This is a genomic window from uncultured Porphyromonas sp., from assembly GCF_947254915.1.
Classification (GTDB): domain Bacteria; phylum Bacteroidota; class Bacteroidia; order Bacteroidales; family Porphyromonadaceae; genus Porphyromonas.
Genome location: NZ_CAMYEZ010000082.1, coordinates 1 through 10,235 on the forward strand (window position 1 = coordinate 1; position 10,235 = coordinate 10,235).

The following is a 10,235-nucleotide window of genomic DNA, read 5'->3' on the forward strand; positions in this document are numbered from 1 at the left end:
TTTCATTTCATTCTTCCGAACTTTTATTTCGCCCCTCCGTGACGAATTTTCGTTTTCTCGTAAGCTATCGTAGATTTTCCACCGAGGGATCCAAATCGCATCGGAGCCATCAGAGTAATCAGAGCCGTCGGAGCTATCAGTCATGAGCCTTCCTAAAAGCTTTTTATCTTATAGCACGTTAAAAGCTCATAATTAGCTTGCGGGATCTAGGATGAGAGCAGCACGCTAATCGCTTCATTTTGTATCTTTGCACGCGTGGAGGCTACCGCTCTAGGGTGTGCGCCTCCCAGTGACGTATCATGGATATGACAGTAGGTCGGCTTGTCGCTGTCGTAAGGGGGGATGGAGCCTCGGCTCCGTCCCCTCAAGCGAGAGAGGAAAGTCCGGGCAACGCAGAGTACCATACTCCCTAACAGAGAGCTATCCGCAAGGGTAGGTGACGTGTAGAAGAGAATGACCGCCTAGCTGGCTCTGCCACGCTAGGTAAGGGTGAGAAGGTGAGGTAAGAGCTCACCAGCGGTGTGGGTGACCCACTGGCTGTACACACTATGGGTTGCAAGATCAAGTATACCGACGCTATGAGGGCTACTCGTCCCAGTCGGAGGGTAGATTGCTAGAGGCACTCGGCAACGGGTGTCGTAGATAAATGACAAGCGCCACTCCTCGTGAGTGGCACAGAACCCGGCTTATAGACCTGCTGTCCTCTCCGTGACTCGCCTCATACGCACAAGGTTGATGCGACAAGCGTTGCAACTCTCTCCTATCCTCCTAACACTATAATATATGCCACACAAGTCAAACTCCATACATAAGCACGAAGACTCTAAGCAGTCGTCCGTAGAGCATGCCTCTCATAAGCCATCGATATGGTTACGCAAACTCAAGGTGGGAGCCTACAAGGTGGTCCGCTTCCTCACGAGCGACATGTGGCACATACAGCCAGATGAGGTAGGTGGATTCAGACGTCTTTATATCAATACGCTCAAGGCTCTCTATATGGCCATCAAGGGGTTTATCGATCAGAGACTGAGCAGCCACGCCTCCGCACTCACCTACCGCACGCTCCTCTCAATCGTGCCTATGCTAGCTATCATCGTAGCTCTTGCCAAGGGCTTTGGGCTACAGGGGACTATCTACGACTTCCTGATGACCTATATGCCAGGACACCAGAGCGAGGTGGAGACGATCATGGGCTTTGTGGAGAACTACCTTGGGCAGGTGCAGGGAGGACTCTTCCTCGGAGTGGGTTTGGTGCTTTTTCTCTACACCATCTTCCAGCTATTAGACACGGTAGAGCAGACCTTCAACGTCATCTGGGGCGTACCTCGTGGACGCTCCATAGGTCGCAAGCTGACCGACTACATCACGATGGTCGTGCTACTGCCTATCCTGATGACGCTATCCTCGGGACTAACGGTCATGATGGCGACGATACAGAACACATGGTTCAACGACTACATCTTCTTCACACCCCTGTGGGAGTTTATGCTGAAGTTGTTCCCATACATCATCCTCATCTTTATGTTTGCGGGGATCTTCATCGCATTGCCGAATACGCACGTTAAGTTTGTCCCAGCTCTCATCTCGGGGGTCATAGCGGGTAGCGCCTTTCAAGTGTTGCAGGCGCTCTATGTGAGCGGTATCCTGTGGATCTCTAAGTACAATGCCATCTATGGTGGATTTGCCGCTATACCGCTCTTGCTCTTGTGGCTACAAGTGGTGTGGACGATCACGCTCTTTAGCGCTAAGCTCTGCTTCTCAATACAAAACGTGGTCAACTTCACCTATGCCAAGGATGCGACCAACATCTCTCACCGCTACAAAGACTTTATGACGGTGATCGTAATGGCGCATATCGTACAGCGCTTTCTGGACCATACGGAACCTAAGCCGCACAACATCCCCTCTCTCTCGGAGGCTTGTCACCTACCGATCAATCAGACAGGCGAAATCATCGCTCAGCTCCTAGAGGAGGATCTAATCATCGAGGCGGTCTATAGCTCTCGCGACAAGGAGCAGCACTACAACCTTGCAGTAGACCCTAACCTGCTAACGGTGGGATACCTCCTCGACCGTATGGATCGCTCGGGACATCGTAGCCATATGCTCACACAGCAGCAGTTTGCCGAGGAGTGGCAGCTGGTAGTTGCCTCGCGACACGCTTTTACCGAGCCTCCACTGACGACACGCCTCTCAGACCTACCTCTGGGCAGAAAGCTTTAACTATCTAGATGAATCTGTCATGACACTTAATCCTTCTAACCTGAAAGCTCAAGGAGAGCGTCTCATAGAGCGTAGCTCGGCTCTCATATCCACTTCGCTCGATAAGCTGGTAGAGCGTGTCCGCACATGGACTCACGGCAGTCGCCCGACCTTCGGACTAGCTCTCTGTGGCGGAGCCGCTCGCGGGCTAGCTTACATAGGAGTTTTTCGCTTTCTTGAGGAGCATCACGTACGGCCAGACGTCATCGCTGGGACAAGTGTCGGATCGCTCATGGGAGCTCTCTATGCAGATGGCTACAGTAGCGAGGAGATCTATGAGCTGTCGCCTCAGTTTGGCTTCATGAATATGACCTCGCTGACCACACCTCGGCTCTCCCTGCTGAAGACACATAAGTACCAAGAGTTTCTCCGGAGCACGCTACGCCACCAGCGCATCGAGGAGCTACCGATACCCATGCACATCATTGCCACCAACCTCAATAAAGCTGAGGCGCATGACTTTACCGAGGGCGATCTAGCCCCTGCTGTGGTGGCATCCTGCTCGATACCAATCCTCTTCGAGCCGGTCGTCATCGATGGCGAGCAATATGTCGATGGAGGGGTCTTTATGAATCTCCCCGCACGGCCTATCCGTGAGTCGTGCGACTTCCTCCTTGGGATCAACCTTAGCCCAGAGGTGGACAACACACCGACGAAAAACATACTCCGTCTCTCGGACCGTCTCATACGTATTATGATGCGTGCCAACGTGACCATTGACCTAGAGCTATGCGATGTCGTACTCCAGACACCCTTACTCTCACACTTCGGTGCCTACGATGTGTCTCCTGTAGACATCATCTCAGACATCGGCTATCAGCTCATGTGCAAGGCGTACGAAGAGGAGGAGCAGTTTAGAGAGATCATTGACCTACTCTCTCAAAGGGACAAAGCGTAGGCTATGCGTACCGTCATCTACTCCACGCTGGTTCGTCTATGGGGTAATCAGAAGCCTCACGCTCAGCTGACACCTTATGGTACACTAGAGCAAAACGGAACTGGCACGCTTGAGGACTTTGACGATGCAGCGCTTGACTACTTCACTTCGCTAGGCGTCTCTCATCTATGGCCTATCGGTATCATACGTCACGCCACCCAGACACCTTTGCATAGCTGGACGGACTGTCCTGACCAGCACCCCGACATTGTCAAGGGGCAGGCGGGATCGCCCTACGCTATCACCGATTACTACGACGTACACCCCACCATCGTGCGGGATCCTATGAAGCGAAGAGAGACTTTTCGCTCTTTCGTAGACCGTTGCCATCGTCATGGTTTGAAAGTGATCATAGACTTCGTCCCCAACCATGTATCGCGTCAGTATGACGGTACTCATACTCCTGAAGGGGCTACACCGCTAGGCGCTCAGGATGACAGAAGCAAAGCGTTTGACCCCAATAACAACTTCTACTACCTACTAGGCTCCTCGCTCCAGCTACCCAACCGCTCCTCTAGCTATCACGAGGAGCCTGCCCGTGTGACGGGCAATGACTGTTGGTCTGCGACTCCCTCTGCCAATGACTGGTACGAAACGGTCAAGCTCAACTACGGTGTGGACTACCGCCCCGACGGAAGTCGTGTCGCACACTTTGACCCAATACCCGCTACGTGGCTTCAGATGCGAGACATCCTCTGCTACTGGGCAGCCGAAGGGGTGGACGGCTTTCGCTGTGATATGGTCGAGATGGTGCCTGTGGCATTTTGGCACTGGGTCATACCGCAGGTGCAGGAGAAGTATCCTGTCACCTTCGTCGCCGAGATCTACCAGATAGACAACTACCGCAAGTACTTAGCGGAGGGATGCTTTGACCTACTCTATGACAAAAGCGGGCTCTATGACACGCTCTACCAAGTGGTTACCCAGGAGCGCTCGGTCTCTGCTATTGAAGAGCGACTTATCTCTAATAATAAGGAGTACGCTCCCGACGAACTGCTCTACTTCCTAGAGAACCACGATGAGGTACGTCTCGCCTCGCCTTACTTTGCCGACACGGCTCGGCGAGGTCTCACCGCTATGACGCTGCTCGCACTCGCTACCCCTAGTCCCCTACTCCTCTACGCTGGGCAGGAATATGGAGAGCGAGGGCTTGATGCCGAGGGATATAGCGGTCCTGACGGACGTACCACGATCTTTGACTACTGGAGCATCCCCGCTCTAGATCATCGTGACCCTGCCGACCCGACCTATCAGAGTTACCAGTGGCTGATGCAGTGGGCGCAGCACCCAGTCATCTTAAGGGGAGCCTTTCACTCGATACAGGAGCAGGCTCGTGCTTGGGGAGGCTTCAATGCTGAGCGCACCTACGGTTACCTAAGACTACTAGATCCCGCAGAGCAACAGGCTGGCGAAACAATCGGAATCGCTGTCCTAGGCAACTTTACGGCCGACCTGCAGCGCTACCCGCTCTTCCTACCCTCTCTAGAGAAGGCTTTTGAGCGACAGCGTCTCCTACGTGTGACACACCATACCCCACTAGAAAAGCCCGAGGAGCAGCTCTACGCCTTCCAACCGTGGGCTCCGCTGATGGTCGAGCTCGCTCCTTTCGGTGTGCAGATTATTGAGTTAGCCCTCGTACTGCAGCACTGAGAGGATTCTCGCTATAGCGACTCCTAAATCTCTGTTGATTTCAATTTCTCCCGAGGAATTTCTCAATAGCTCACGAGGAAACAAGGATTTTCCACCGAGGGACGAAATAAAACTTCGGAAGAATGAAATGAAACTTCGGAAGAATGAAATGAAACTTCGGAGGAATTTTTCGTTTCCTCACTGGAAAAACCAAGATCTCCACGGAGGAATTGTTCGATTTCCCTCATACGGACTTCAACAAGCTCATCCTACACGATGCCTTACCCTTGAACAAACAGCAGTTTCAGAGAGAGAGAAACAAGTAGCTCTAGGTAAAGCGGTTGGATAGTCGCTAAGCAGTGATAGTCGGTGCCTACTCATTGCTAGTTTGATAAGGGAAACTTGCCATCCGAATGGGTCACTTCGCTCAAAACACGAAGATTTTTGCCAAGAGCACTTGTCAATTACGGAAGTTTGTGTACCTTTGCACTACCAAGATATAGGTACCAAGTAAAAACCTCAACAACAAAGTAGTGGAAGCACTCTATAGAACACACGATTACCTGCTGCGCAATCTGAGCAATCCGATACAGCGTAGCCTCTTTGGCGAGATTGACTTCTCGGCCCCACTGATCGGTATCTATGGCTGTCGTGGAGTGGGCAAGACCACCTTCCTCCTGGACTATGCTGCGAGGACTTTTGGGTCACTCAATAAGAAGTGTCTCTACGTCAATCTGAACAACTTCCTCTTTACCAGCGAGACGCTTGTAGACTTTGCCAAGGGCTTCTACGACCATGGCGGGCGGCATCTGCTACTAGACCAAATATATAAGTACCCCTCGTGGCATAAGGATCTGCTCACCTGTACGCACTTGATGCCAGACCTGCAGATCATCTACACCACCTCGATCGTGCAGTACGACTCAGCGCTCCCCATCGAGGAGCAGTTACCAGGAGCGGTCTACCGGCTAGACGGCTTCTCACTCCGAGAGTTCATCCAGCTCAAGACGGGACTAGACCTACCGCAGTTCACACTAGAGGAAATCTTAAAGAACCACGAGACCATCTCTCGTGAGATTATGGGGATGGTCAATCCGCTCAACTACTTAGCGGACTATACGCACCACGGCTACTACCCATTCTTCCTCGAGGATCGCAACTACTCGGAAAATCTGCTGAAGAATATCAACATGATGCTGGAGGTCGATGTGAGCTTCCTACGCAATCTAGACCAGCGTCTGCTACCCAAGCTACGTAGACTACTCTACGAACTGGGGCGCACGGCACCCACCTCGCCCAATGTCTCTCAGCTCTCGCAGATGATCAGCGCCTCGCGTGCTACCATCTCCAACTATATGCACATCCTCTCCGACGCTGGTCTCGTCACGCAGCTATACCGTGTGGGTGCAGAGACGACCACACGCAAGCCGGCTATGTGCTATCTGCAAAACACCAACATTGGCTACGCACTCGTACCCGAGCCTGTGACCAGTACGGGGCTGTACGCCACCTTCTTCTTGACGCATCTCAATCATGCTCATCAGGTCAACACGGGCGGACGGGCACAGGTGCACTTCGTGCTAGATGAGACCTACGAGTTTCGCATTGACAAGGAGCTTGGCGGGCGCTATCGGTCGGATCGCTACTACGCAGTGCAAGGCATTCCCATAGGTCATGACAACGTGATTCCACTATGGCTCTTCGGCTTTATCTACTAAAGCGACTAACTACAACAACACACAAGGAAAAATCAATACATAGAAATGGCTAATCCAACTAAGAAAACAATGACTTGTGACGGCAACCAAGCGGCCGCACATGTTGCCTACATGTTTAGCGAAGTAGCTGCTATCTACCCCATCACCCCCTCCTCCACGATGGCGGAGTATGTTGATGAGTGGGCAGCAGCCAAGCGTAAGAACATCTTCGGCGAGATCGTCGAGGTACAGGAGATGCAGAGTGAGGCTGGTGCTGCTGGCGCTATGCACGGTGCACTACAGGCGGGTGCTCTCGGTGTCACCTTTACCGCATCTCAGGGTCTGCTCCTGATGCTACCTAATATGTACAAGGTGGCTGGTGAGCTACTCCCAGGTGTCTACCACGTAGCTGCTCGTACGATCGCTTCGCAGGCTCTCTCTATCTTTGGTGATCATCAGGACGTGATGAGCGCTCGTATGACGGGTCTCGCACAGCTCTGCACGGGCTCCGTACAGGAGGTGATGGACCTTGCAGCTGTTGCCCATCTCACAGCGATCAAGAGCCGCGTACCTTTCATCCACTTCTTTGATGGCTTCCGCACTTCACACGAGATCCAGAAGATCGAGTACCTCTCCAACGAGGACCTCGAGCCACTCATTGACCAGAAGGCTCTGCGCCAGTTCCGTGAGCGTGCACTCAGTGCCCATGCGCCTGTAGTACGTGGTACCGCTCAGAACGGTGACATCTTCTTCCAGGCTCGTGAGGCTTCCAACCCCTTCTACGATGCAGTCCCCGCTATCGCACAGGACTATATGGATCAGCTAGCTAAGATCACGGGACGTCACTACCACCTCTTCGACTACTACGGAGATCCCGAGGCTGAGCACGTCGTCATCGCTATGGGCTCTGCCACAGAGGCTATCCGCGAGTCCATCGACTACCTACGCGCTCAGGGCAAGAAGGTAGGACTTGTCGCTGTACACCTCTATCGCCCATTCAGCGTAGAGCACTTCCTCGGTGCACTGCCCAAGAGCGTCAAGCGTATCGCTGTCCTTGACCGTACGAAGGAGCCAGGAGCCGCTGGAGATCCGCTCTACCTCGATGTCAAGAATGCTCTCTACACACAGCCCAATGCTCCGCTAGTTGTAGGCGGTCGCTACGGTCTATCAAGCAAAGACACGACACCCGCTCAGATCATCGCCGTCTTTGAAAATCTAGCGATGAACGAGCCAAAGGATCAGTTTACCGTTGGTATCGTTGACGACGTCACCTTCAAGTCTCTACCCCTAGGCAAGGAGGTTGAGCTTGAGAGCGACGCTTACGAGGCTAAATTCTTCGGACTAGGTGCTGACGGTACGGTCGGTGCAAATAAGAACTCCGTCAAGATCATTGGCGAAAACACCAATAAGTACTGCCAAGCTTACTTCGCTTACGACTCTAAGAAGAGCGGTGGCTTTACCGCATCACACCTACGCTTCGGCGATCAGCCCATCCGTAGTACCTATCTAGTCGTACGCCCCAACTTCGTCGCTTGCCACGTACCCGCTTACCTACGCATGTACGACGTCCTCGCAGGTCTTCGCAAGGGTGGCACGTTCCTACTCAACTCTGTTTGGGATCTAGACAGCATCGAGGAGCACCTACCCAACCACATCAAGCGTTACCTTGCTGAGCACGAGATCTCCTTCTACATGATCAACGCTACCGAGATTGCTCAGCGCATTGGTCTAGGCAACCGCACGAACACGATCCTGCAGAGCGCCTTCTTCAAGATCTCTGGCGTCATCCCTTACGATCTCGCAGTAGAGCAGATGAAGAAGTTCATCGTCAAGTCTTACTCTCGCAAGGGTGAGGAGATTGTCAATAAGAACTTCGCAGCTGTTGACGAGGGGGCCAACGTTATCCAGGTTCCCGTCAAGGCTGAGTGGGCTAACCTCCCCGATGAGCCCGCAGTCGAGCATGCAGGCGACACAGATTTCGTACGCAACGTGGTACGTGTCATCAACGCTCAGCGTGGTGACTCACTCCCCGTCTCTGCTTTCGCAGGTCGCGAGGATGGTACCTGGGACTCTGGTACGGCCGACTCTGAGAAGCGTGGTGTCTCTGACCTCGTACCTGTATGGATCGAGGACAACTGTATCCAGTGCAACCAGTGCGCTTTCGTCTGTCCTCACGCTACGATCCGCCCATTCCTACTCAATGAGAAGGAGGCTCAGGGTACCAATGTAGCGCTACTTGACGCTACGGGCAAGGGCTTCAAGGAGGCTGGTCTTAAGTTCCGCATTCAGGTCAACTACCTCGACTGTCTCGGTTGTACCAACTGTGTCAACACCTGTCCAGGCAACAAGCAGGGTAAGGCGCTCAAGATGGTTCACCTTGATGAGGTTCGCGACAAGCAGTGCGACTGGGACTATATGCGTCATCAGGTGACCAACAAGTCTTACATGGTCGATGTACAGTCCAACGTCAAGAACTCACAGTTTGCACAGCCTCTCTTTGAGTACTCTGGAGCTTGCTCTGGTTGTGGTGAGACACCTTATGTCAAGCTACTGACGCAGCTCTTCGGCACTCGTCAGGTCGTGGCAAATGCTACGGGTTGCTCCTCTATCTACTCAGCTTCAGCGCCCTCTACTCCCTACACGACCAATGATCGTGGCGAGGGACCCGCATGGGCTAACTCCCTCTTTGAGGACAATGCTGAGTTTGGTATGGGTATGTACATCGCCTCTAGCTCAAACCGCAACCGTCTCATTCACCTCGTCAAGGAGATTCTTGAGGATGGTCAGGAGCAGCTCAGCGACGAGCTACGCCAGCTCCTCAACGAGTGGGTTGAGCAGCGCTTCGATGGTGATGCTTCACAGCAGCTCAGCTACAAGATCCTACCCCTACTCAATGCCGAGGCTCAGGGTCGTATGCACTACGTCTACAACCTGCGCCATCACTTTGTCAAGCCTTCACAATGGATTATCGGTGGTGACGGCTGGGCATACGATATCGGCTTCGGTGGTCTCGACCACGTACTCGCTTCGGGCAAGAACGTCAACGTCCTCGTACTCGACACAGAGGTCTACTCCAATACGGGTGGACAGTCCTCTAAGAGTACACCTCTGGGCGCTATCGCTAAGTTTGCCGCAGCAGGTAAGCGTGTCCGCAAGAAGGATCTAGGTCTCATCGCGACCACCTACGGCTACGTCTATGTAGCTCAGATCGCTATGGGCGCCAACCCCGCTCAGACGCTCAAGGTACTCCGCGAGGCTGAGGCTTACGAGGGCCCATCACTGGTGATCGCTTACTCACCCTGTATCTCACACGGACTCAAGGGTGGTATGGGCAGTGCACAGAATGAGCAGAAGCGCGCCGTAGAGTGTGGTTACTGGCACCTCTGGCACCACGATCCACGTCGTGAGCAGGAGGGCAAGAACCCCTTCGTACTCGACAGCAAGGAGCCAGACTTCACAAAGTTCAAGGACTTCCTCAAGGGCGAGGTACGCTACGCTTCACTCTTCAAGATGTACCCAGAGATTGCTGAGGAGCTAGCCAACGAGTCACTCCGCTCCGCTTACAAGCGCTACAGCACCTACGTACGTATCTCATCTACCGAGTGGGAAAATGACTACGGTCCTCTCGCTGACATCCTTGATGCCAAGCCCGAGCCCACCACACCTGAGGAGGTACATGCTGTAGACCTCACCTAGTCTGTCTGACTATA

General features: G+C 53.2%; 5 protein-coding genes and 1 other RNA gene. All 6 read left to right on the forward strand.

What is annotated here, in order from left to right; genetic code table 11:
* The first annotated feature begins 308 nt into the window (after positions 1–308).
* An RNA gene (gene rnpB, locus Q0X57_RS05835) (RNase P RNA component class A) lies at positions 309–705 on the forward strand.
* A gap of 78 nt (positions 706–783) precedes the next feature.
* Complete coding sequence (locus Q0X57_RS05840) at positions 784–2,223, forward strand: YihY/virulence factor BrkB family protein (RefSeq protein WP_297728913.1); 1,440 nt, start codon at positions 784–786, stop codon at positions 2,221–2,223.
* 19 nt (positions 2,224–2,242) lie between these two features.
* The gene (locus Q0X57_RS05845) at positions 2,243–3,160 is read left to right on the forward strand and encodes a patatin-like phospholipase family protein (RefSeq protein ID WP_297728915.1); all 918 of its coding nucleotides are present in this window, start codon (positions 2,243–2,245) and stop codon (positions 3,158–3,160) included.
* Between the two features lie 3 nt (positions 3,161–3,163).
* A complete protein-coding gene (locus tag Q0X57_RS05850) occupies positions 3,164–4,849 on the forward strand; it encodes an alpha-amylase family protein (protein ID WP_297728917.1) in 1,686 nt (561 codons plus the stop codon).
* Between the two features lie 512 nt (positions 4,850–5,361).
* On the forward strand, positions 5,362–6,546 hold the full coding sequence (locus Q0X57_RS05855; RefSeq protein ID WP_297728919.1) for an AAA family ATPase: 1,185 nt from the start codon (positions 5,362–5,364) through the stop codon (positions 6,544–6,546).
* A gap of 45 nt (positions 6,547–6,591) precedes the next feature.
* On the forward strand, positions 6,592–10,221 hold the full coding sequence (gene nifJ / locus Q0X57_RS05860; protein ID WP_297728921.1) for a pyruvate:ferredoxin (flavodoxin) oxidoreductase: 3,630 nt from the start codon (positions 6,592–6,594) through the stop codon (positions 10,219–10,221).
* Positions 10,222–10,235: the final 14 nt, after the last annotated feature.